Source organism: Klebsiella sp. BIGb0138, assembly GCF_004342285.1.
Taxonomy (GTDB): domain Bacteria; phylum Pseudomonadota; class Gammaproteobacteria; order Enterobacterales; family Enterobacteriaceae; genus Klebsiella.
The window spans coordinates 319,517-341,584 of record NZ_SMCV01000001.1 but is presented as its reverse complement, the minus strand read 5'-3'; the positions used below and the strand labels follow the sequence as shown (position 1 = coordinate 341,584).

Below are 22,068 nucleotides of genomic sequence, written 5' to 3'. Positions count from 1 at the left end.
CGCACCGGTCCGGCAACGATCTTCTGTTGACCGTGGAAAAAGTATAAGTTTAAAGTTAACTTTAAGGTCAATAGGGGGAATCAATGACATGAGGATTGGTGAATTGGCAAAAGCGACGGGTGTGACGCCCTCCCGTATCCGTTTTTACGAAGCCGAGGGGCTGATTACACCGCCTCCGCGCAAGGGAAATGGCTACCGGAATTATGCTGTGGAAACGGCGGATCTGCTGAAGATCATTGATAACGCGCAGCGCGCAGGCTTTTCACTTGAGCAAATTCGCCGTTTTCTGCCGCAACGACAGAAAAAGTGGGATCATGAGGAGCTGGTACAGTCGCTGAAGATGCGGGTATCGGAGATCGAACTGATGCAACAGCAGCTTGCGAAGAGCAAGCTGGAACTGCTGAATCTGATCGCCAGCATCGCGGATCGGCCTGAAGGGATTTCGTGCGAGGAGAACATGCAGAGGCTGATCGGGCAGTTGCAGGAACCCGCCGCCGGTAAAGGGGAACGGTAACACCGGGTCAGGCAGCGAACGGTCCGCTTAACGCGATTGCCGCTGGCTTAAACAGCCCGCTGGCGGGCTTTTGCTGATTTTCTGCGGCCTCAGAGAGCGTCGGCGGCGCTCGCGCGTTTCTTGTGCTCCAGGATTTTATCCACCCCCTCGACAAACCCTTCTCCTCCGGGACCCTGGCTTATCCACGTCGGCAGCGCCGGAATGGTTGTCAGGTGCTGGCGCAGGGTGCTCATGCCTAGGGTATGCCTGAATCCGGCGAACATCGGGGCATCATTTTCAGAGTCCCCGCAATAAAAGACGCTGTCCTGCGCATCCGGTTCGTCCAGGTGATAAAACGTTCTGAGAACGTGGCGGCTCATCGTCAGTTTATCGTATTCCCCGCACCAGCCCAGCAGCCATAAATTATTGACCGTGGTTTGTAAGCCGGCCGCGTGCAGCGACGAACGCAGCGTGTCGATCTGCGCCGTTCGCTCCGGCAGGTTAAAGGCCAGGCTGGTCAGGCGAAACGGCTGATCTTCAGCAAGGGTCGCCCAGCGGCATGTTTCTACGATTTTCCCTGCGATGCCATTGAGTTTTTCCAGCACGTCGCGCTGCCGCTCCGCGTGCCAGAAGTGGCGGTCTATCGTCTGCCCCGCGGCGGAGCGCTGAAAGAACAGGCCGCCGTTCTCGCCGATGACGCCATCGACAGGCCACATTCTGACCATCTGATCGCACCATCCTGCCGGGGCGCCGGTGACGGGGATCACCCGGATGTCGGCAGATTGCAGCCGCTCTAATGCCGCGTAGGTGGCGGCAGAAAGCCGTCCGCGAAAGGTGAGCGTCTCATCCATATCGGTCAGAACATACTTTACCGAGGAGAATATTGCCTGTGATGCCTGCGCAAGCGGTCGCATATCCACTCCCAATATAAAAAAACGATTTTATCGCGCTTTGATGAGCTGGCGTTATAACGGAAGGCGATGAGTTATACCGCGGCAGGATGTACCGCGGCTGAAGGCCGGCGCCGGGGGAACAAGCCCGCCTGGTTGTTTCCTCTTTGCCCGCCGTGGCGCCGGGCAAAGAGGGGGAGGGGTCAGCGGAACGGCGGCTCGTTGAAGGTGCGCAGCTTACGAGAATGCATGTGGTCGCCTTCTGCGCGCAGTAAATCAATGGCCTTGATGCCGATCTGCAGGTGCTCAGATATCGCCCCTTCATAGAAGCGGTTGGCCTGACCCGGCAGTTTAATCTCACCGTGCAGCGGTTTATCGGACACGCACAGCAGCGTGCCATACGGGACGCGGAAGCGGTAGCCCTGGGCGGCAATGGTGGCGCTCTCCATGTCGATAGCCACGGCGCGGCTGAGGTTAAAGCGCAGCGCCGAGGCGGAATAGCGCAGCTCCCAGTTGCGGTCGTCCGTGGTAACCACCGTACCGGTACGCAGCCGCTGTTTAACCTCTTCCCCCGGCATGCCGCTGATCTGCTTGGTGGCGTCGTACAGGGCGCGCTGCACCTCGGCAATGCTGGGGATAGGGATATCCGGCGGCAATACCGCATCCAGCACGTGGTCATCACGTAGGTAGGCGTGCGCCAACACGTAGTCGCCGATGGTCTGGCTTTCACGCAGGCCGCCGCAGTGGCCAATCATCAGCCAGACGTCCGGGCGCAGCACCGCCAGATGGTCACAGATGTTTTTGGCGTTGGCCGGTCCAACGCCAATATTAATCAACGTGATCCCCTGGCCCTCTTTGGTGATCAGGTGCCAGGCGGGCATCTGGTGCTTTTTCCACGCCAGGTCGGAAATGGCCTGTTCCGGCGCTTCCGTATCGGCCGTTATCCAGATGCCGCCGGCACAGGAAAGGGCGATATAGGGGCTGTCGGGATCGAGGATCTGATTGCATCCCCAGCTCACGAACTCGTCGACGTAGCGGGTGTAGTTGGTGAACAGAACGTACGGCTGGAAATGATCCACCGGCGTCCCGGTATAGTGGCGCAGGCGCGCGAGGGAGAAATCGACGCGCCGGGCGTCGAAATGCGAAAGCGGATGATGCTCGGTCGGATGGAACAGGCCGTCCGCGGTTTCATCGCCGATTTGCGCCAGCTCGGTCGTCGGGAAATAGCGGGTCAGGCCCGCGCTCATCGAGCGATCGAGGGTTAATGCGGAACCGTCAATCACATAAGGATAGGGAATTTCATGCTGCGACAGCTCGACGCTAATATGCGCGCCGTAATCCTGATACAACGACGTGAGTTGCTCCAGCAGATACGAGCGAAACAGTTTCGGATTGGTGATGGTGGTGGTATAGCAACCGGCATGGGTGAAGCGGCCCCAGGCGCGGGTTTTCAGGGCCTTGTGATCGGTGCCGTCCCAGGAAACGGACAGCTGCGGATAGACAAATAAGCCGTTAGCGCGGGCCTCGTCATCAGGAAGAACGTTGTGGTCGATATACTCGCCGATGGCTTTACGTAATGCATTGACCGAACGTTCGTACTGCGCTTCCAGTTGGGTGAGTGCTTGTTCCGGGGTCAGACTGGCGGCCTTGTGGTTCATTTTCGCTCCTTGTTTCAGGTCTGCTGACATGTTCGATAGTATGTCACAGGCAGAAAAGAGCGAAGGGGAATTTTAGCGGCATAGAGGGGAAAGCGATTGTATTCAATATCGTTGAGGTGGGGGCTGGCGTTTATTCGTATCAACGGGCGATGTCCGCCCAGCGTTCGGCGCTAAAATGGACCGCTTTTATCACTTTTAATGTCCTGGCGGTATCGTTGTTGATGCAGTAGCGCGCGTTTGCCAGCGGCGTGAGTTTATCCCCGCATTGTAAACCGCAATCGCGGGATGCAATTTCGGCAATAATCATTAACTGACCGCTTTGTAATACCACGCAATGCGGTTCCGCTTCCTGACCTGATTGTACTTTTTTTACCCACCATTCCATCCGTATTTCCCCGAGCTGCCACATTCCCGGCGATAATTGCCCTTCATCTCTTTTCTGACAATCAGAATAGCCCGTTGGTTTAATCTATGTTTAAAAAGACCCGCGTTGCCTCTGATAGAACGGGCAACCCGGTTTAACGACCACGCTGTGTAATAAAAAATGGAAAGTGAGATGACCATAATGCGTTTTATCCGACTCCGGCATCAGTCGCGATCAAAAATTATCAACGCGGTGAAAAAAGTCGCTATTGGGCTGGCGCTGGTGGTTATCGTCTTTTTTATTGGCCGTATTTACGAATCGCAGCGCGGCCCGGCGCTGCACAGCTGGCATACCTGGTCGGCCGATGAAATGACCGCCGACGAGATCGACCGCGCCACCTTTGCCGATTACCGGGGGCGCGAAGAGGCGATTTTCCGCGATATGCGCCGCAACCTGACCGACACGCTGCGCGATGATGAAAAAACGCCGCTTAACCGTTTTTACGCCCACAGTCAGGTCTACCCGGCGCAATTTAATCCCGACTGGAACCGTTCAATGATTCTGCTGCCGTCGGGCAAACCGCGCGGCGCCGCCGTGCTGCTGCACGGTCTGACGGATTCGCCCTACAGTATGCGCTATCTGGCGCTGGAGTATCAGCGCCAGGGGTATGTCGCGGTGATCCCCCGCCTGCCGGGGCATGGGACGGCGCCGGGAGCGCTGACCGACGTCGACCGGGAACAGTGGATGGCGACGACCCGGCTGGCGGTAAGGGAAGCCACGCGGCTGGCGGGCCCGGATGTCCCGCTGTCTCTTGTTGGCTATTCCAACGGCGGCGCGCTGGCGCTGAAATATACGCTCGACGGGCTGGAGGATAGCACGCTGCGTCGACCGCAGCAGCTGGTTCTGCTGTCGCCGATGATTGGCGTTACCGCATTTGCCCGCTTTGCCGGGTTGGCGGGGTTGCCCTCGGTCTTCCCGGCTTTTGCCCGTGCGGCATGGCTGAACGTGGTGCCGGAGTTTAATCCCTGGAAGTACAACTCATTTCCGGTGAAAGCGGCCCGGCAATCGTGGCTGTTAACCCGGGCGCTACAGCAGCAAATTAGCCAGGCGTACCGCAGCCAGCGGCTCGCGGCGCTGCCGCCGGTCTTGACCTTCCAGTCGGTGATGGACTCCACGGTCAGCACCCGGGCGGTGGTCAATTCGCTGTATCGCTATTTACCCGACAACGGCAGCGAGCTGGTGATGTTTGACATTAATCAGGCGGCGAACCTCCGTGCGCTGTTCCGGCCGGCGCTCTACTCGGCGGTCAACTCGCTCTTACCGCCGCCGCCGCGGCGCTACGACACTACGGTGATCACCAATGCCTCGCCCACCACCTACGAGACGGTGGCCCGTGAGACGCCGGCGGGGGAACGGACCGATCGCGTGACGCCGCTGGATATTGCCTGGCCGCAGGATATGTATTCGCTCTCTCATGTTGCGGTGCCGTTCCCGCTCAGCGATTCGCTGTATGGTCGTGAGCCTACGGAAAAAAATCTGTACGGCATTAGCCTCGGCACCATTTCGCTCCGCGGTGAAACCTCAACCCTGAGCGTGGGGCTGGATACCCTGATGCGTGTGACCTCCAACCCGTTCTTTCCCTATATGATGGCGCGTATTCATCGCGATCTCGCCTGCGAGGGGCGCCCCGACCGGGCGCGATGCATTAAATCTGCGGCATCAGAAGAGCGTCGCGTGCATGAGGGTGCGGACAAGAATTCCCACGATGGCGCCCGGCGCCGCAAAGCGGAACAGGCGCACAAAGCGGGAGCTGACCCCGAGAAAGATGCCAATACCGGGGAGATCGAAGGTCTGAATTAATAGCCCGGCGGAGGCGTTAATCTGGCTGACGGTCACTTTCCCCTGCTGGATTAATTCGGAGATGACGCCAAAATAGGCGGTACCGCCGGCGACGCATTTCACCAGCGTCGGCAGGACAAAGTTAACCGGGATATTCAACCATAGCAGCAGCGGCATCAGCAGGCGCTGAAGCAGTTCGATAACGCCGGCCGCCTGCATCAACCCGACGATAGTCAATGACAGGATCAGCATTGGGACGGCGCCAAGCGCCAGACGGATCGCGTCGGAACCGGCGCTGTTGATCACGGCGATAATTCCCTGATTGCTTTGCTCGGCGTTGGGCAGGGCTTCAGCCCGCGGGTTTTCGACAACCGAGAGCCTGCGGCCGGTGACGTGCCAGGTGGCCGCCGCGGCGCACAGACCACCGATAACTGAAATGGTAATCGAGGCCATCCAGTGCAGGCCAAAAGGCGTTAAAGGATAGAATACGTTGCCTTGTCCCATGGCAAAAACCATGGCGAGGGTGGCGGCCATCTGCCGGTCCGAGACGCCGCGTTTATCCATGATCGATAAGGTGGCCAGCGGGGCGGCAAAGCTGACGAAATTTATCTGAATCAGCGCAAATGCGCTCATGCCGCTGAGGCCAAAAGGCTTGAGCAGCGGGGCGACCCAGCGGACGATAACGTCCAGTACGCCGCGCACTTCCAGATATTTCATGATGATCAGCATGACCACCATAATGGGTAACAACGTATAAAGCGCGACATCAACGGAGGATTTTCCCGCCGACATAATAATGCCGATAAGATCCATTTATTTCTCAATCACCGCATATCGAAAGAATAATAAACGTCAATCATAATCCCCGCCGGAAGGAATTGATATGGCTTCGCGCCGTTCACCGTTTCGCATCGGTCGGTTTCAGGATGAAAATAAGAAAATCATATTCCCCGCCCGGTGATTAAATGAAAACTTATGTCCGCTCAGTCATTATTTCGATATAGGGTTCCCCGGCCGCTGCGCGCCCGCGACCACAGTTCATCATCATCCAGCGAGGTCTGAATCAGTTCGATCGGCACCCCGGCATCGTTAATGACTGCGACAAAGTAATCATCAATCGGCTCATAGGGGCCCAGAATAACCTCTTCGCCTTCGATGGCCTGAAGCAGATCATCCACCTTAAAGGCCACGTGCGGTACCGTTCGCAGCAGCGGATGAAGCGGCGAGTCGGCATCAAAACGATGCCACTGCACGCGGAATTTCCCCGGATTATCCGCGGTATACATCCCCGCTTTTTCACTGTAAGTCCCGCTGGTGTCACCGTCCTGAACGGGAATGCCAAAATGGTGGAATACGTAAACAATATCTTTTTTCATCGCAACACCTTTCTTGTTACTTTTTCGTCAACCCGCTCCACGCGCTATCTGTGGGGGGCGATGACCTTGTGCGGACCGGACGGATATGCCCGGGGCGGACGACATGACTATATCAGTGAGTGGCGGTTTTTCGTAGCCGCCATAGAAACCACGGCGCGCCGATAAAGGCGGTCAGCAAGCCTGCCGAAACGGGCCATGGCCAGGCGATATTGCGCCCCAGCCAGTCTGCCAGCACCATTAACAGTCCACCGACTAACGCGGCCGTTACCAACTGCTGGCGTAAAGCATGCGCTCCCAGCACCCTCGCGCACTGTGGGGCAAGCAAACCAACAAAACTGAGCGGTCCCACCAGCAGCGTGCCTGCCGCCGTAAGCAGCGCGGTCAGCAGCAAAATGAGTAACTGGCTGCGTCGCAGCGACATGCCCGCAGACCGCGCGGTGAGCTGCCCCAGCCCGAGCAGCGTCAGCCAGCGCTGCATCATCAGCGCCGGCGGGCACAGGATGGCGGTGGCGATCAGCGCGCCGCTGGCCAGCGCGGCGTCAATATTGGCGGTGGAGCCGGTGCTCCAGTTCAGCAACATCAGCGCGCGCGGATCGCCGCTTAACATCAGCACCATATTCAGCGCCCCGGCGAAGCTGGTCAGGCTCAGCCCGATGAGGACCATTTTTTGTCGGCTGAACCGGCTACGTAAGCCAAATAAAAACAGCAAAGCAATCGTGATCAGGCTGCCGAACAGCGCGGATGGCAGCAGGAGGGTCAGCGGAGCAGGGGTAAAAAGGACGGTCAGCAGCACCGCCAGCGCGGCGCCGCTGCTGATACCCGTGAGCTCAGGGCTGGCCATGACATTGCCGGTCAGACGTTGAATCAGCACCCCGGCGCATGCCAGCATCATTCCGGCGCATAGCGCGCCGACCATTCGCGGCCAGCGCCATGCCAGCAGGTGAGCGGCCACGGCGCCCGGCGGCTCCCGGTTGAGCCATAGAGAGGCGAGTATCGCCAGCGCCAGCAGCAGGAACAGGAGCGGCACATGGCGGCGCTTTAATGGCGGGCGTGCCCGGCTGTCGCTCACAGACACTACGCCGCCGGTCAAGCGCTGACGGAGCAGCATCAGCAGCAGCAGCGGCGCACTCAACAGCGCGGTGGCCGCTCCCGCCGGAATATCGCCGGCGGCGGGGGAGCAACGCAAGGCCAACTGATCGACCAGGAGCAGGAGTACCGCGCCGGTGACAAGGGTGGCGCCAAGCTGCTGCCCTAAACGGCGCACCCCCCCGGCCTTGACCATGGCCGGCGCCGCAAGACCAATAAAGCTGATGATCCCCACCTGGCTGGTGATGATAGCGCTGAGCGCCACCGCAGTACCTAATGTGATGAGGCGAATCCGCAGGACCGAAACGCCCAATGCGCCGGCATGTTGCCCGGATAAGCCGAGGATGGTCAGCGGGCGCAGCAGAAGCAGGCTGATGAGGAGTGCGGGCAGCAGCGCAACGGCCAGCGCTTTACTGCTGGCCCAGCCGCTTTGCGTTAACGCGCCGGCCTGCCAGCTAAAGAGATCGCTCAGGTAATCGTGGTTGAATAGCACCAGTAGCGTATTCAGCGCGTTGCCGTACAGACTGAGCACCATCCCGACCAGAATCACGCTGAGCGGCGCGAACTGACGGCCCGCGGTCAACCAGAGAAGAATCAGTATGACCCCTGTTGAACCCAGCAGCGCCAACGTGGGCAAGCCGAGCGTCAGCAGGCCCGGAGCGAAAACCAGCGCAGCCGACATCGCCAGGTTAGCGCCTGCGGCAACGCCGAGCGTACCCGGCTCGGCCAGAGGGTTGCGTAATACCTGCTGGAACAGTAATCCCGCCAGCGCCAGCCCCGCGCCGCAAAGCAGGCTGACGGTGACGCGGGGAAGGAAGCTTTGTTCCAGCAGGAGCGAGGCCAGCGATGCGGGATAACGCGTCACCAGCGCCAGATAATTCCCGCCGGTTAAGATGATGGCGGCCGCGGCGCAGATAAAAAAGCCGGCTATCGCGCGCGAGGGCCTCATTTGACGCTTCCCAGGATCCGGGCTATTTGTCCGGCCAGCCCAAGAGCGGTGGCCAGACTGCCAAAGGGGAAAAAGTGTTCCAGCCGGGAAACGCGGCGCGCGGCAACGATCGGCAGATGCTGCCACAAACCGTTAGCTTGTCTGGCCCACATCAGGCGGGTCAGCGTCGTCGGCAGCTCAGTATAAAAAAGCCAGTCGCAGGGGAGGTCCGCCAGCGCTTCGATACGCACGCGCGCGACGTGGATTGCGCTGACCGGTTTTTGCCAGGCATTGGTGAGGCCAAGCTGGCGTAAAACGGCATCGGCAAGGCTACCGGGGCCATAGACCGTGGCGTACTTACCATCCTGATCGAGGACCATTACCAGGATTTTTGCCCGTTCACTGGCGGCCAGACGCCGGCGTAACGCCGCTATTTCCGTCTCGGCATATTGCAACCAGCGCGCTGCGCAAGGGCCGACGTCCAGACGATGAGCGAGCTGTCGCGTCCAGTCACCCAACCCCCGCCACAAATCGCCGGGCGTGGAGTAGGCGCTGACCGTTTCCACCGGCGCAATGGTCGCCATTTTGGCCATGATGGCGGCGGGCAGCACGTCGCTGAGGATCAGCGAGGGGCGCAGGGCGTCGAGCATTTCCATATTCGGTTCCCAGAAAGGACCCACGTCCAGTACGCTTGCCGGCAGAACGGGTTGGATTATCCGTCGGCGAAAATAGCGGCTATCGGAAATCGCCAGCGGCGTCACGCCAATGCTGAGCAGCGTTTCAGCCGCGGCCCAGTTAATGGCGACAATCCGGCGGCTATCCAGACGCGTCAGCCCGGCATGCGTCACCATCGGTAGCATAATGAGCGCCTGCAGGCAGGCGCGGCGGCTGATTCCTTTTGACATCAGAAGTTAAGCTTCAGTGAGCCGATGAAGGTCCGTTCCTGCCCGGGATAGCAGCTGGTGTCGCCATCGCAGGTTCCGACGTAGTGATGATCCAGCAGGTTCTGGATGTTGAAACCCAGCTGGATATGCTTATTCACCTGATATTTCACTCCGGCGTCGACCAGGGTGACGTTTTTAACCGGCAGAGTATTGGCGTTATCGCCGTACATGCTGCCAATATAGCGCACGCCGGTGCTGAGCAGCAGTCCATCCAGCGCCCCCTGGTGAAACGCGTAGTTCATCCACGCTGAGGCCATCTGTTTCGGCACGTTAGCCTGTTGTTTCCCCCGGTCGCCATTGTTGCTTTTGCTGATTTCAGCATCGGTCCAGGTATACGAGGCCAGCACATCGACGTTTTCCGCGATCTGCGCCTGGGTTTCCCACTCGATGCCGCGGGAGCGTACTTCTCCGGAGGCGACCTGATAACCAGTTGCCGCGCCGTTGACGATTTCATTGGTCAGGACGTTGGTTTTGCTGATGTTAAACGCCGCCAGGGTCATCAGCAGACGGCTGTCCGGTTGATATTTCACCCCGACTTCGTACTGGCGCGCTTTGCTGGGCTCGAAGGTTCGATTTTGGCTATCGGTCCCGCTGTTGGGTACGAACGACTCGGCATAGCTGATGTAAGGGGCGAGGCCGCTTCCCGACAGCCAGGTTAGTCCCGCGCGACCGGTCCACGCCCCTTTATCTACCCATGAAGTCGTGTCGTTCAGGTTGTTACGCGTGCGCATACTGACGTCGTCGTGGCGCCCGCCCAGCGTCAGCAGCCAGCTATCGGTCAGGTGGATTTGATCCTGTAAGTAGAGGCCAAGCTGCGCGGTGGTCTGATCGTTATCGTTGAGCGCATAGGTCGGATCCGGGATATCCACGCCGTAGACCGGGTTGTTGATATTGAGCGGCGGTGCGACTGCGCCAAAGCGTTTGGCGTTCCCGTCCAGCCAGCTGTAATCCACTCCGGCCAGCAGTCGGTGCGCAAGGGTGGCGGTGTTGAAATCCAGCTGCAGCTGGTTATCCACGTTGAACGCATGCATGTGTTCGTCAAAACGCACGGCGTTGCGCGCCAGCGTACCGGCGGCGAAATCCGGATCGCCGGGCAGCAGGTTATTGAGAATGGTATCGGTTTGTCCGTAGCGCAGGTTCTGGCGAAACTGTACGTTTTCCGTCAGCTGCTGGCTGAACTCATAGCCGACGGTGAACTGCTGCTGGCGAAAGCGGTTATAGCTGTAGTCGCCGAGCAGCGTGTCGGTTATTTTCCCGCCTGGTTTCGTCAGGACGGCAATGGTGCCGCCGGAGGTATCGCGCAGATAATCCGCGCGTAGGGTCAGGCTGGTATCGGCGGAGGGAAGCCACGTCAGCGTCGGCGCAAGGTACAGACGGTTATCTTCAACCTGCGGGCCGTCCTGATACTGGAACTGGGTATCGCTATTGCGGGCGAGCCCCACGACCCGGTACAACCACTGGCCTTGCTCATCCAGTTTATCGCTGACATCAAACTGCGCCTGGCGGCGGTTGAAATTACCGAGCTGAATTTCCACCTCGTGAACGCCGCGCGCATCCGGCATTTTACTGACCCGATTGATAATCCCGCCGGCGTCCCCCAGACCAAACAGCGTCGATGAGGGGCCGCGGACGATATCGATACGTTCGAGCGCGTAAGGTTCGGTACGGAAATAGCTGTAGCTGTTGTTGAGCTGGCGCAGGCCGTCGCGGTAATCATTGGTGGTCAGCGCGTTGAAGCCGCGGATATAGATCCAGTCATAGCCTTTAGGATCGACGCCGTAGGTCTCCGTCTTGACGCCGGGTACGTAGCGTAGCGCTTCGGTGACGCTTTGCACATTCTGGCGATCCAGTCGTTGACGTGTGATCACCGAAACCGACTGCGGAACTTCCAGTAGCGGGGTGTCCGTTTTCGTGCCGCTGGTGGTCTGCTGCGCCACCGCCGCCGATGCGGTGCTCCCCCCGGTGACGGTGATCGTCTCTTCGCCCGCGGCGACCGGTGTCACTGAAACCGTATCGCCGTTTAACGTCCAGCTCAGTCCGCTGCCTGCCAGCAGCCGGCCGAGCGCGGCGTCAAGCGTCATCGAGCCGGAAACGGCTGGGGCGATTTTGCCGGAAAGGGTGGCGGGGGCGGCAATCAGCTGAACGTTAGCCTGCTTGACTAACTGATTCAATGATGCCGTCAGCGGCTGCGCAGGCAGTGCGACGTTCAGCGTTACCGCCGCATAAACGCCAGAAACCGGTAACGCTGCCGCCAGCGCAATATGGTAGGTACGAAACGCACGCGAAACGGAAAAAAAGGCCATTCTTCATCCCCAGAGTTTTGACGAATAATAATCATTCTCTTCTGAAGACGAAGCGCGCGGGTAAACCCTGACGTCAGTTTTGATTATTTTTTACTGCCGCTGAAGATAAGCTAATAATATATTGATTATCCTTGTTTTTTATTTTTACCGGCAGTACGCGCGGCAGCGCGGTGGCAAAACTGTTCACCCGGGCGATCGCAAAACTCCCGCTGACGCGCAGCGCTGCCACGGCCGGGGAGTCAAGGGTGAGAGGCACCTCGGTGTAGCGGGCGAATTCCGCCAGCGCCATATCCAGGCGGATGTTTTCCAGAACGATGCGATCGTCACGCCATGCGGCAATATTTTCCGCCGGAAGCGGGGGACGAGAAGCCAGCATACCTTGCGCATCGCTGGTAGCGCGTTCAGAGGTGCGCAGCACGGTCAGATAGCGAGCAGCCTGCGGCAAGTGCAGATGTTGCATGGCGCGCCACCAGCGATTTTGCCAGATCCCGCGCGGGCCGACGCGCACGGCGCCGGTGCTGACGGCGATATCGGTACCGTCGCCGCTCAGGGTATGTGGGAGATAGCGTACGCTGAACTCGGTACCGACCACGGTGACCCGGGTCGGGCCGCTGAGCACCTCGAACGGACGTTGCGGCTGGTGCACAACCTTAAAGAAAGCTTGCCCTTGCGGCATCACCACCTCCCGGCGGTGGGCAAAATAGCGTACGGTTAACTGCGTCCCGGCATCAAGGGAGACGGTGCTTCCGTCGGGCAGGTCTATCTGCCGGATCTCTCCGCGCCCGGTGTGCCAGCTGGCGCTATAGATCGGCGCAGCAAACTCGTGGCGCAGGGGGAAAAAGAGGATCGCCGCCAGCAAAAAGAGCGCGCAACCCCAGCGCAGAGGACGCCAGACCGAACGACGCGCGGTGACCGGTCGCCGATGTGCGACATCGCGAAGCGGCAGGCGTGCCGTCTCCTGCCACAGTTCGCGAAGGTCGTCGTATTCAGCCTGATGTGCCGGAATTTGCAGCCAGCGCTGAAAATCGGTTTTCTCGGCGGGCGTCATACCTTCCCGCTGGCGGAGCAGCCAGCGGATCGCCTGTTCAGCAATAGTCAGCTCATCTCGATGGGTCATCGCGGCTTCCTTGTGGGCGGTTCTTCACGCCAGCTGTCGCGACAGGCGCGACAGGCCAGCATGGCTCGAATAATATGCTTTTCTACCATATTGGTTGAAATGCCCATTCTGCTGGCGACCTCGCTTTGCGATAGGCCGTCAATTCGATGCAGGATAAATGCCTCACGGCAGCGCGGCGGCAGTTGTTCAATGGTGACAACGAGGCGGTCGATATACTGCTGTTTCTCGATCAGGCTATCCGGCTGCTCATGACCCGGCGCCAGCAGTTCATCCGCCGCCATCTCCTGGGCGTGGTGGTGGCGCTGGCGATAGCGATCGACCAAAAGATTTCTGGCGATATGGTAGAGCAAGCCGCGGTGCGATGAAACCTTTTCAGGAGAGGCCAACGCGCGGCTGAATGTCTCCTGGGTAAGCTCCTCGGCGAGGTGTGTGTCCCGCAGTTTCCGACTGAGAAAGCGGAACAGTTCCGTATAGTAACGCTCAAACGCTGACAAGATAGCTTCCCAACGACCGCGCATTTCTGCGTGGAGTTAGCGAAAAGGGGGTTTCCCTATTTAAATGAAAATAGTTATCGTTATCAAGATGGAAACTGTAGGGATATCGCCAGCGGTCCGTCATTCGCCGCCTGCGCGCTGATGCGGCTCCAGCGTCGGGGTGACGGTGAAGCGGGAACATGACGCGGGGCGGAATCGTCAGCAGATAAAAGGATGTGGCAGGCGCCCGTTTGCGGCCTGTTCGCTAGGAATAAATTTTTCGCGCCTTCTCCGCTATGCATACTTATTTATTTTCTGCTGCCTGTATGTAGGTACGATGAGTAAGAGTTGTTGTCATTTGTTATGCCGATCGTTATTTCTCCTGTAACTCTGCGCAAACCGGTTGGCTATTTTTACGGCTGAAATTAAACGCCAGGCAAACAACTTTATTTTTCGGTGTTGCGTAAATATTGCAGGAAATAAGTTTTCGTGGGCTGAAAACATCAGTTAGCTGAATGGCAAGGCATAAAACCTATTGAATCATTTATATATTAATTTCTCTGATGTTGCTGCGCTGTTGGTTCGAGGTAAATGCCCGGCTATTCTTGATAGTTTTCGCTGATTGTTTTCTTTGCTTCGATAGTTATTATTGTTTTGAGATTTTTCTCCCTTAGTTTAATTATTATTCTTATGAAAATAACTGTTAGTATTATAAAGTTATTTAAATAAAACTAAAATAAATGAAAATCACAGCATGATTTTCTTAAGTGGCTATTTTTCTCGATTGTCAGCTTTCGAGTATGGAAGTTTTCTTATTTCGTTTTGTTCCCCTGAGGGATTGTCATTTGATATTTTTTGTCCAGACGGAAAAATATCGCCGTAGGACGGTAGTTGGTATTGATGATATGAATTTTACGGCCTGATCGTTTTCATTAGATGATGTGATGTTTTTAAATTGATATATATCAAGATTTTTTATGGAATCAGTGTCTAATCATATTGTTGTCATTCATTATGTCAATCTGCTTATAGGATTTTTACTAAAAAATAAGATTTATTTTTCCATGTATTTAATCATTTTAATTTTAATGGGGTAGGGAGACTTTCTAACTGATATGTTTTATCTATTAAATCCACTCCGTAGCGGCATTAAAAACTGTTAGGAGATTTTCTGGCGCTGTGTTTTAACTGGGGGTGTAAGAAAGCGGTTCTGAATGTATTAAAATGTATCTCGCGATGCATGTGTTTCTGTGGCTTTTTAAGAGAGAAAATGAAATATCATATCGTATCAGATAATTTGTATTTTCTCCTTGGCGTAAGAGGGTTGTTTAACCAGAAAGAAATTTTTGCATTTATATATCATACCGATGAAATGTCGATGGTGGAGTTGATGCGTGAAATAAATAATCAGCTTAAACCTGGGGATGTTCTGGTGATCGCCGTCCGTAATATCCACATCCGGCGCGATCTGATGAAATTACCAAAGGTATTTCTGGCGAAGGTTTTGTTTATACCCTTCTTCACCGTAAATGCGAAAACCACAGGTGCGCTTCCCTGGATACTGGCCAGCAATGTCACGGCAGAGGCGTTCTTTGTTGTGCTGCGGCAGATCGAGAAAGCCGTTTTTATGAGGAAACGTATTACTTATGAAAATCTTGTTGCGATGGATTTCTTGACCCAAGGCGAAAAGATAACCAACCTGGCTGAGATCTCCGGGTGGAATATAAAAAAACTCTACTATCAGCGCGCGGTTCTTTTAAAAAAATCAGGTCTGTCACGGACGACAGATCATGAAGTACTGTTATCCAGAGATATTTTATCGTTATTAAGGAGATTTAACTTCGAGACAAAACCCAATTCTGCAACTCCGCGGTTATCCGTTACAGGATGAAGACTATTTATAATTTAAGTTGTTAAGGGACATATATGAAAAAGCAGACAACACGCATGGCGGTAATTTCGGCGGCATTGGCGCTGGCGGGTATTTCAGTGAATGCCAGCGCGGCGGATGGCACGATTACTTTTCAGGGCACGGTAACCTCCAGCGCCTGTACTACCCATGTGGGGGTGGCGCCTGCCGGAGGCTCGCCGGGGCACACGACTACCGTTAACCTTCCACCGGTATCGGCCGGTACCCTGAATGACGCTTCCGGCACCTACGCTGGCCACACGGCGTTTACCATTCAACTGACCGGCTGTCAGGCCGCCGGGGGGCTGAACAGCATCCGGGCGACATTTTCCACCGGGTCACCGGCTGTCGGTGACAGTACGGTAATGCGTAATATCGCATCCGGCGGCGCTGCCGACGTGGCGGTGGCGATTCTGACTGCGCAAAGCGCGCCGATTCACCTGAACGGCGGCACGCAGCTCGATCCTGGCGCCGCGTTGCCTACCGGTTCTGCGGGGGCGGTGACCCTGAATTACCTGGCGGCGTATAAGTCGTTGAGTACCGCAGTGACGCCTGGGCCGGTGACAGGCGTTGCCGACTACGTCATCTCCTATTTCTAACCCACATAACGACCGTTTTGCCAATGAGAAAAGCCGGCGTGCCGGCTTTTCTCGGCTACTGATTTTGACTGTATTTTGCCCAATGCCGGGGAAGATGATTGTATGTATCGCTATTTACCGCGCTATTTCAACAGTAGTGAGTCCCCGATGTGCTGGTGCCGGTTACTCGTTATTTGCCCGGTGCTCTTCAGCCACGATGTGTGGGGGGAAACCGAATTTGAACAGGCTTTTTTGCGTCGGGGTAAAAACGGTGTCTCGCAGGCAGTCTTTATTAACCAGGATTCGCTGCTGCCCGGCCGCAGGTTGACAGATATTGTGGTCAATGAACGTTTCGACAGTAAGGCCGAAATTGATTTTGTGGATACCGGGAAGGCGGTGATTCCCTGTCTTTCCCAAACTCAGCTGCAGGAATTTGGCATCCGCGTGGCCCTCTATTCTGGATGGGTCACTCGCGATAAAGAAAATATCACGCCCTCCGGCGCCGAAGCGGGCGCTCTGGCCCGCTGTGAAGATCTGCCGCAGAGAATCCCCGCTTCATCGCTGAAATACGATAATACGAATCAGACGCTGAACATTACCGTGCCTCAGGAGGCGGTGGACAAGCAGCGGTTTACCATGATTTCGCCTGCAGAATGGGATCACGGCGTGCCCAGTCTGCGCACTTCGTACAGCGGCTATTTTTACTCTTCACGGCTCAAAGGCGCCTCAGGAGCCGGGGGGCGCACGGAGGATCTCTCTTCCAGCAGCGCCTGGCTCAGCCTCAACACCACCGGTAGCCTCGGGCCCTGGCGTCTGTACAGCATGGACTCGTTTAATCACGATAACGACGGACGCTGGACAGCGAACCATGACCGGAGCTATCTCGCCCGGGATATCGCCGCCCTGCGCAGCAGCCTGCAGGCCGGGGAAATTTACACCCGTACCTACGGGACCATGACCGGCTCGCTGCCGCTGCGCGGCATCTTGCTGGCCACCAGCGAACGGATGTCGCTGGATAATCAGTACAGCTATGCGCCGGTTATCCGCGGCGTGGCCCGCACCAACGCCCGACTGAGCGTGCGTCAGCGCGGGCGGGTGATCTACAGCACGCTGCTGACGCCGGGCGCCTTTGCGCTGGAAGATATTTATACCGCGCAGGTCGGGGCCGATCTGGATGTCACTGTCGAGGAGTCGGACGGGCAGATTCAGACTTTCCGCGTCCCCTATACCGCACTGCCAGGAATGCTGCGCCCCGGCTCAACGCGCTATAGCCTGGCGGCGGGGAGGTGGCGCAACCCGCACGGCGCGGGAACGGAACCCGCTTTGCTGTTCGCCACGCTGGAGCATGGCCTTGAACGCGTCACGCTGAACAGCTCTGCGCTGGTGGCGGAAAAATACCAGATGCTCTCCCTCGGCGCGGCCTGGAACATTGGCGCAATTGGCGCTTTTTCGGCTGAAGTGGCGCATGCCCGCTATAACGAAATCTGGAGCGACCATCGTCAACGCGAAGGGGCTGCGGCCCGGCTGCTTTATGCCCGTCAGTTTGATGCCACCGGCACCTCGCTGCAGCTGCTTGGCTACCAGTATCAGTCGGCCTCGTTTCTCGATCCCGCGGAGTTTCTGTCGCGCCAGAGTCTGAGCGATATCGATGGCAACGCCCCGGACAGCGCCTTCTGGCAACGGCGGCGCCGTAACCGGATGGAGGCGACCGTCAGCCAGAATTTGCAGGCCGTCGGCAGCCTGTATCTGACGCTCAGCCAGGAGCGTTTTTACGGTACCCGGGAGAAAAATACCTCCCTGAGCGCCGGGACCGGCACCACCGTCGGCAATGCCAGCGTTTCGCTCTCCCTGACCTATAACCGGAACAATCATATCAGCGATAACCAGCTCGGGCTGTCCATCAGCCTGCCGCTATCGTCACGGCGCCCCGGCGGCCAGGATGCCGGTTTTCTGAGCTACGGCCTGAGCCGCAACCGGGATAATCAATACGGCCAGACGCTGGGATATGCGGGCACCAGCGCAGGCAATGCCTTGAATTATTCGGCAAACGTCCAGCGCGATCCGCGCGGCGATTATAGCCAGGCGCTATCGTTGGGCTGGAATGCCAGCAAAGCCAGCCTGACCGGTGGATTCAGCCGGGGCGGCGATTACCGACAGTACTCCGCCGGAATAACGGGCGGCCTGACGCTCTATGAAAGTGGCGTCATTCTGTCGCCGTCGCTGGGGAATACGGTGGCGATCGTGGAGACCCCGGGAGCGGAAGGCATTCGCGTTTCAGGCGCCAGTAGCGCGCGGACGGATAGTAAAGGCCGCGCGATGGTGACCTGGCTGACGCCGTATCGCTATAACGAGGTGACCCTCGATACCAGCGTTGCCGATGGCGCAGAGCTGCAGGAGTCCTCCCGTAAGGTTGTGCCGTCAGAGGGCGCGGCCGTGCGGCTGCGTTTTGCCACGCGCGGCGGAAGACGCGCCCTGGTGGCGATCGGCAGTAAGAAGCGTATTCCCATCGGTGCGCTGGTGTATGTGGAGAATGAAGCGGAAGAGGCCGGGATTGTCGGTCAGAAAGGGCTGACCTGGCTGACCGGGCTGGATACCCGCCAGGCCCAGGCGCTGAGGGTGAAATGGGGCAACACGGCGAGCGAGCAGTGCCGGGCGACCCTGCCGGCCCCGACGAATGAGCAGCTTAAACCTGAGAATTTACACCAGAAAATAACGCTGGAATGCCTCTGAGTATTCCCCCCGGACAACGAAACGAAAGAGTCAGCAGATGAAATCAGTAAACATAGTGGTTGCCGCCGTTCTGGCTGGCATGTTGCTTAGCCTGCCCGCTCAGGGGGCCGTGAGGCCGAAGCTGACGCGGATTGTAGCCTATGCGCAGGATCGGGAAACGCCGGTTGAGGTCGTTAATGACAGCGATGAAACCTACCTGGCGCAGGCCTGGCTGGAAGACCTCGCGGGAAATGACCATGACATTCCGCTGGTCCTGACGCCGCCGGTGATGAAACTTGAGGGGAAAAAGCAGGGTCGGTTCCGGCTCGTGGTACTGCGCGGGGCCATTCCCCAGGACAGAGAATCCGCCTGGTGGCTGTCGCTGCAGGAGATCCCGCCGAAGGGGGAAGGGGCGAATAAGCTGGTGATCGCTATCCGCAGCCGCCTGAAGGTATTTGTGCGTCCGCAGGGCCTCAATTCGACCGACGCCCGCGAGGCCGCGGGGAAGCTTCGCTGGAGTATTGAAAAGGAAGGTGCCAGCGTCTGGCTGCGGGCGACCAATCCGACCCCTTATTACATCAGCTTCGGGCGCTTGACCGTGGGGAAAGGCAACGGTGCCTTGCTGGAGGATCGCCACCGGATGCCGCCGCCGTTCGGCAGCGAACGCTATCGTCTGCCGTCGGCGCTGAGGAGCGGCCCGGTTATCGTGACGTGGAGCGGTATCCATGACTGGGGCGGGGCGGGTGAGGAACACCGTGTGGAACTGGCATTATGACGATATACAACAACGGAGGGCGCGTATCCGCGGGTGTTCTGCTGGCACTGCTGCTGCAGGCTTTTGCGCCTGAGGCCGTCGCCTGGACGCTATCCCGACACTATATCTGGGATGACCTGTACGGTGATAGGCACACGCAGTCCGTGGGGACCTGCATCTATACCTACCCTGATCATTTACCCTTCTCGGTTCCGCGTTCGATCATTGCGGACAACTCGGTTCCCGTCGGCACGATTCTTTGGTCGTGGGGCTATGCGGAGTTCAATCTCGCCTTTTCCATCAGTTGTACCGGCAGCGGGATAGATAGTTCACGCTGGAAAATTGCCGGTACTGATGCCTCTGTTAATATCGACAGCTCAAGCTCAGCACTTGCAGGATTAGGATTTAACCTGTCGGGGATCAATGTAGGCAACGGCGTGCTTAAGACCTCGGTTGAAGGGGTTGGCATTCGATTTTATGTCAAATCAGACTCTTCGCCGTTGGGGAGTGGAATGTCTGATTATCCCTTTATCTATTTATTTGGTTTTGATGGGTGCGGCACCTCAACTGTGGCGGCTACCGGCGTGGAGTACGGGTTCTGTGGTCCGACGGTGGGGCAGGTCGGTATGGTATTAAATATGCTGGATACGCGTACCGAGGGCGGTGCCACGCGCTGGTTTATGCCAACCTTGAGCCTCACCTTCTCTTTACGGGCCGAGCTGATCAAAACCGGCCCCGTAACGGCGTATGGCCCCTTATCCGTCAGCCATCTTTTTAACTCCTGGATGGCGCCGGCGCCGGTGAACGTCAATACTAACCCGCCGACGCATTTTCTTGCCGGAAACGGGGTCACCCTGGTGCGGCCTACCTGTAAACTGAGTACCCAAAAGTCGACAAATTATATGGTGAATATGGGCCTATGGCCTGCTGATACTATCGCCCTTATCGGCGCCCCGGCCTTTGGGCCAGAGGTTCCGCTGCAGCTGGAGCTGGAATGTAACGGCATGGCGGAGAGCGTGCGGATGCGCTTTGAAGACGCCGGCGCCTCTCCGCTGGCCTCCAATAATATCAGCCTGTATGACGCCGCCGGCGGGGCAAAAATCGACGGCCTTGAAATCGAGTTGCTGCAGAATAGCGCGCATATCGATGTCAACGGCACGGCCGTTAATCTGGGCAGCTATGGGGTCGGGAGCACCGCCTCCGCCTGGGGCAGTGACAAGATTTTTGCCACCTTGTCAACCAGCTATGCTCCGCTTACCCTGCAGGCGCGCTATATCCAGCGAGCGGCGATCACCCGATCGAACATCCCATATACCGGGCCGGTCACCGGAACGGTCAACCTGTTTATGGTGTATGACTGAGGCGAGGGGCTGGAGATTGTTATCTCCAGCCGGGATGACCCCTGTTTTGCCGCTGAGATCCCGCTTGTGCCGGCGGGGAGCCTGAAAACGAATATTCACAGGGAATATTCATTACAGAATAAATATTGTTCATCGATTGATGTTATTAAGGAATGTATATGCAAAAGCAGACAACACACCTGGCATTTATTTCGGCTTCGATCATTCTGGCTGGTTTTTCGCTAAATGCGGCAGCCGCTGATGGCTCAATTCGTTTTGATGGCCACATTATGGAAAATATATGTACTACAATCATCGCGGCTCCAGGCAGCGGTACGCCGGGAAGCGCGACGGTCGTCAATCTACCCTCCGTTACTGATGAGATGCTGAACAGCGCGGTAGGAACTTATGCAGGTCATACCGCATTCACCATTCAATTAACATGTTATCGCAACCACGTCATTGGTAACGTCAGAACCTCTTTTACCACCTCAACGCCGGCGGCAGACGATAACACCGTCATGGGTAATATTGCCCCTTCAGGCTCGGCTGACGTGGCCGTTGCGATTTTGACGCCGGAAAACACTCCGGTTCATCTGAATGGCGGGACGTTTCTCGATCCCGGAGCTTCTCTTTCGCAGGCAACACCATCGGGAACAACAATAACGTTAAATTATCAGGCTGCCTACAAATCGCTCAGTACGACGGTTACTCCTGGACCCGTTACAGCGGTAGCGGATTATGTCATTTCATATTTCTGATAAAAGACCGCCGCTTTGTCGTCATCCCTAAACCACCTCTTGGGGAGGTGGTGATTGATCCTGTAAGGCTATAGCCTGAAGAATACCCATGTCGGAATATCTCTGCTTACTTCACCACAAGTAAAAGGAGACAAACCGCCATGGGACTTTACAGGAGTTCATCACATGTATATTGGAGTTGCAAATGCCACATAGTCTGGACGGCCAAGTACCGATTCAGGATCCTGAAAGATAAGCTGGGTAAGGCGCTGTACAGGACGATCTATATCCTCTGCGGAATAAAGGTGATCTTTTACTGATGAGAAAGCGGGTCTTTTCCCGGGAAATTGTGTTGGCTGAACGCGCCGCAAGGCTTAATGAAGAACATCTTTTTTCTCCAGACCACCCTGACGGAGGGAAGGAGAGCCTGCCGGGGTAAAAAGTGCTGAGGTCATGACGGAATGTCGACCTGTTGTGTTATATTGTAACAATATGTTTTTCGCGAAACGTTACGCTGGCGCGGGTCGGGCGCTGTGGTAGGGTTGATTAATAAATATTTGCTTCGGG

General features: G+C 57.0%; 17 protein-coding genes and 2 pseudogenes. 9 read left to right on the top strand and 10 right to left on the bottom strand.

The annotated features are described in order from the left end of the window. The first annotated feature begins 88 nt into the window (after window positions 1-88). On the top strand, window positions 89-514 hold the full coding sequence (locus EDF73_RS01720; protein ID WP_132725064.1) for a MerR family transcriptional regulator: 426 nt from the start codon (window positions 89-91) through the stop codon (window positions 512-514). Between the two features lie 89 nt (window positions 515-603). Here the strand turns inward: EDF73_RS01720 and EDF73_RS01715 are convergent, their stop codons facing one another. From EDF73_RS01715 to EDF73_RS01705, 3 genes are all read right to left on the bottom strand, one after another. Next, window positions 604-1,407: an HAD-IIB family hydrolase gene (locus EDF73_RS01715; protein WP_132725062.1), complete on the bottom strand. Its 804-nt coding sequence runs from the start codon at window positions 1,405-1,407 to the stop codon at window positions 604-606. Window positions 1,408-1,586: 179 nt separating this feature from the next. After that, window positions 1,587-3,041 carry an AMP nucleosidase gene (locus EDF73_RS01710; RefSeq protein WP_132725060.1) on the bottom strand — a complete coding sequence of 485 codons (1,455 nt, stop codon included), beginning with the start codon at window positions 3,039-3,041 and terminating at the stop codon, window positions 1,587-1,589. Window positions 3,042-3,180: 139 nt separating this feature from the next. Then, entirely contained in the window at window positions 3,181-3,426 is a 246-nt protein-coding gene (locus tag EDF73_RS01705) for a histidine kinase (protein ID WP_132725058.1), read from the bottom strand. Between the two features lie 171 nt (window positions 3,427-3,597). Here EDF73_RS01705 and EDF73_RS01700 point away from each other — a divergent pair. Beyond that, window positions 3,598-5,124, top strand: a pseudogene (locus EDF73_RS01700) (alpha/beta fold hydrolase); the annotation flags it as partial. On the opposite strand, the gene EDF73_RS27595 reads toward EDF73_RS01700, so the two are convergent. From EDF73_RS27595 to EDF73_RS01660, 7 genes are all read right to left on the bottom strand, one after another. After that, on the bottom strand, window positions 5,125-6,057 hold the full coding sequence (locus EDF73_RS27595) for a nucleoside recognition domain-containing protein (RefSeq protein ID WP_243655190.1): 933 nt from the start codon (window positions 6,055-6,057) through the stop codon (window positions 5,125-5,127). Window positions 6,058-6,227: 170 nt separating this feature from the next. Continuing rightward, entirely contained in the window at window positions 6,228-6,620 is a 393-nt protein-coding gene (locus EDF73_RS01685; RefSeq protein WP_132725054.1) for a hypothetical protein, read from the bottom strand. 112 nt (window positions 6,621-6,732) lie between these two features. Next, window positions 6,733-8,655 carry a Fe(3+)-hydroxamate ABC transporter permease FhuB gene (fhuB, locus tag EDF73_RS01680; protein ID WP_132725052.1) on the bottom strand — a complete coding sequence of 641 codons (1,923 nt, stop codon included), beginning with the start codon at window positions 8,653-8,655 and terminating at the stop codon, window positions 6,733-6,735. Beyond that, complete coding sequence (locus tag EDF73_RS01675; RefSeq protein WP_243655189.1) at window positions 8,652-9,539, bottom strand: ABC transporter substrate-binding protein; 888 nt, start codon at window positions 9,537-9,539, stop codon at window positions 8,652-8,654. The genes fhuB and EDF73_RS01675 overlap by 4 nt, the downstream gene beginning before the upstream one ends. Further along, complete coding sequence (locus EDF73_RS01670) at window positions 9,539-11,881, bottom strand: TonB-dependent siderophore receptor (RefSeq protein ID WP_132725048.1); 2,343 nt, start codon at window positions 11,879-11,881, stop codon at window positions 9,539-9,541. Before EDF73_RS01670 ends, EDF73_RS01675 begins: the two co-directional genes overlap by 1 nt. A 73-nt stretch (window positions 11,882-11,954) precedes the next feature. After that, entirely contained in the window at window positions 11,955-12,998 is a 1,044-nt protein-coding gene (locus EDF73_RS01665) for a FecR domain-containing protein (RefSeq protein WP_132725046.1), read from the bottom strand. Further along, window positions 12,995-13,492: an RNA polymerase sigma factor gene (locus EDF73_RS01660; RefSeq protein ID WP_132725044.1), complete on the bottom strand. Its 498-nt coding sequence runs from the start codon at window positions 13,490-13,492 to the stop codon at window positions 12,995-12,997. Before EDF73_RS01660 ends, EDF73_RS01665 begins: the two co-directional genes overlap by 4 nt. A 1,249-nt stretch (window positions 13,493-14,741) precedes the next feature. On the opposite strand from EDF73_RS01660, the gene EDF73_RS01655 reads away from it, so the two are divergent. From EDF73_RS01655 to EDF73_RS01625, 7 genes and pseudogenes are all read left to right on the top strand, one after another. Beyond that, the gene (locus tag EDF73_RS01655; protein ID WP_132725042.1) at window positions 14,742-15,362 is read left to right on the top strand and encodes a hypothetical protein; all 621 of its coding nucleotides are present in this window, start codon (window positions 14,742-14,744) and stop codon (window positions 15,360-15,362) included. 35 nt (window positions 15,363-15,397) lie between these two features. Next, the gene (locus EDF73_RS01650; protein WP_132725040.1) at window positions 15,398-15,979 is read left to right on the top strand and encodes a fimbrial protein; all 582 of its coding nucleotides are present in this window, start codon (window positions 15,398-15,400) and stop codon (window positions 15,977-15,979) included. Between the two features lie 102 nt (window positions 15,980-16,081). Then, the gene (locus tag EDF73_RS01645; RefSeq protein WP_132725038.1) at window positions 16,082-18,688 is read left to right on the top strand and encodes a fimbria/pilus outer membrane usher protein; all 2,607 of its coding nucleotides are present in this window, start codon (window positions 16,082-16,084) and stop codon (window positions 18,686-18,688) included. A 37-nt stretch (window positions 18,689-18,725) separates the two neighbouring features. Next, window positions 18,726-19,442 (top strand): molecular chaperone, encoded by a 717-nt coding sequence (locus EDF73_RS01640; protein WP_132725036.1) that lies wholly within the window; start codon window positions 18,726-18,728, stop codon window positions 19,440-19,442. Beyond that, window positions 19,439-20,782: a hypothetical protein gene (locus tag EDF73_RS01635; protein ID WP_132725034.1), complete on the top strand. Its 1,344-nt coding sequence runs from the start codon at window positions 19,439-19,441 to the stop codon at window positions 20,780-20,782. The genes EDF73_RS01640 and EDF73_RS01635 overlap by 4 nt, the downstream gene beginning before the upstream one ends. 158 nt (window positions 20,783-20,940) lie before the next feature. Continuing rightward, the gene (locus EDF73_RS01630) at window positions 20,941-21,522 is read left to right on the top strand and encodes a fimbrial protein (protein ID WP_165905619.1); all 582 of its coding nucleotides are present in this window, start codon (window positions 20,941-20,943) and stop codon (window positions 21,520-21,522) included. A gap of 140 nt (window positions 21,523-21,662) precedes the next feature. Continuing rightward, a pseudogene (locus EDF73_RS01625) lies at window positions 21,663-21,806 on the top strand (transposase); the annotation flags it as partial. Between the last annotated feature and the right edge of the window lie 262 nt (window positions 21,807-22,068).

What these genes read in the sequence shown, in the direction of transcription:
- EDF73_RS01710 (WP_132725060.1), bottom strand. Translation starts at nt 3,041, where the DNA reads ATGAACCACAAGGCCGCCAGTCTGACCCCGGAACAAGCACTCACCCAA.
- EDF73_RS01675 (WP_243655189.1), bottom strand. Translation starts at nt 9,539, where the DNA reads ATGTCAAAAGGAATCAGCCGCCGCGCCTGCCTGCAGGCGCTCATTATG.
- EDF73_RS01650 (WP_132725040.1), top strand. Translation starts at nt 15,398, where the DNA reads ATGAAAAAGCAGACAACACGCATGGCGGTAATTTCGGCGGCATTGGCG.
- EDF73_RS01720 (WP_132725064.1), top strand. Translation starts at nt 89, where the DNA reads ATGAGGATTGGTGAATTGGCAAAAGCGACGGGTGTGACGCCCTCCCGT.
- EDF73_RS01715 (WP_132725062.1), bottom strand. Translation starts at nt 1,407, where the DNA reads ATGCGACCGCTTGCGCAGGCATCACAGGCAATATTCTCCTCGGTAAAG.
- EDF73_RS01705 (WP_132725058.1), bottom strand. Translation starts at nt 3,426, where the DNA reads ATGGAATGGTGGGTAAAAAAAGTACAATCAGGTCAGGAAGCGGAACCG.
- EDF73_RS01635 (WP_132725034.1), top strand. Translation starts at nt 19,439, where the DNA reads ATGACGATATACAACAACGGAGGGCGCGTATCCGCGGGTGTTCTGCTG.
- EDF73_RS27595 (WP_243655190.1), bottom strand. Translation starts at nt 6,057, where the DNA reads ATGGATCTTATCGGCATTATTATGTCGGCGGGAAAATCCTCCGTTGAT.
- EDF73_RS01665 (WP_132725046.1), bottom strand. Translation starts at nt 12,998, where the DNA reads ATGACCCATCGAGATGAGCTGACTATTGCTGAACAGGCGATCCGCTGG.
- EDF73_RS01630 (WP_165905619.1), top strand. Translation starts at nt 20,941, where the DNA reads ATGCAAAAGCAGACAACACACCTGGCATTTATTTCGGCTTCGATCATT.
- EDF73_RS01645 (WP_132725038.1), top strand. Translation starts at nt 16,082, where the DNA reads ATGTATCGCTATTTACCGCGCTATTTCAACAGTAGTGAGTCCCCGATG.
- EDF73_RS01640 (WP_132725036.1), top strand. Translation starts at nt 18,726, where the DNA reads ATGAAATCAGTAAACATAGTGGTTGCCGCCGTTCTGGCTGGCATGTTG.
- EDF73_RS01670 (WP_132725048.1), bottom strand. Translation starts at nt 11,881, where the DNA reads ATGGCCTTTTTTTCCGTTTCGCGTGCGTTTCGTACCTACCATATTGCG.
- EDF73_RS01685 (WP_132725054.1), bottom strand. Translation starts at nt 6,620, where the DNA reads ATGAAAAAAGATATTGTTTACGTATTCCACCATTTTGGCATTCCCGTT.
- fhuB (WP_132725052.1), bottom strand. Translation starts at nt 8,655, where the DNA reads ATGAGGCCCTCGCGCGCGATAGCCGGCTTTTTTATCTGCGCCGCGGCC.
- EDF73_RS01655 (WP_132725042.1), top strand. Translation starts at nt 14,742, where the DNA reads ATGAAATATCATATCGTATCAGATAATTTGTATTTTCTCCTTGGCGTA.